At 73.8% G+C, this 791-nt stretch carries 1 pseudogene; it reads right to left on the bottom strand.

Going from position 1 to position 791, the window contains the following annotated elements:
- Positions 1–791: pseudogene (locus IG54_RS0137265) on the bottom strand (transcriptional regulator); the annotation flags it as partial.

Here is a 791-nt window from a genome sequence, read left to right as displayed (position 1 = left end):
GTCGACGATGCTGCGGATCGCGGGGCGGTCTCGGACTTCGCCGGGGCTGGCTCGGTAGGCGTCCAGGAGGGAGCGGGCGGCCTGCTCCGGCCGTCCCCAGGCCCACCAGGCGCGCGCCATATCGGTGCCCATGCGGGCCTTTCGTTCAGCCGTGGGGAATTGGGCGGGGCGGAGGTTCTTCCCGGCTTCCAGGGCGGCTCCTGCATCTCCGAGCGCCCAGTGCACGCCGACGGCGTACAAGTCCACGGCGGCCGGGCTGATGGGGAACAGTCGGCCCGCTGGGGCGACGGCCGGCAGCCGACGAGCGGCGCGGCGGGCTTCCTCGGTCATCGACAGGGCTTCGGCGCGGTGGCCGCCCCGGGCCGCGGTGTAAGCCAGGGTGCAGAGCATCTGTGCATAGGCCGACACGGTCGCATCGGTGCGCAGGCCGGTCGCCTCGACGGCAGAGGCTGCTGTCGTCATGAGGCGCTGGGCTTCGGCGCCGCGGTCCTGGTGGCGCAGGACGATGGCCAGCTCCCGGGCGGCGGCCGCGGACGCGAGCGGAGAACCGGAGACCTCGGCCCAGGTGCGGGCCCGGTCCGCGGTGAGCCGGGCCTGGCCGTAGGAGCCGAGCTTGGTCAGCACCGCAGCGGCCAGGCTGTAGACGGAGGAGAGCCTGGCCTGATCGAGTTCGCGACGGGAGGAGGCCGCGGCATGTCCGTCAGCGATGAGGCCGGGCAGCGCGGCGAGGAGACGGGAGTGCGCGCCCTTGTCGTACAACTCGCGGGCCGCCGCCATCCGGCCATCCAAGG

Origin of the sequence: Streptomyces sp. NRRL S-920 (genome assembly GCF_000717945.1) — a bacterium.
Taxonomy (GTDB): Bacteria; Actinomycetota; Actinomycetes; order Streptomycetales; family Streptomycetaceae; genus Streptomyces; species Streptomyces alboniger.
This window is presented reverse-complemented; position numbering and strand designations above follow the sequence as displayed.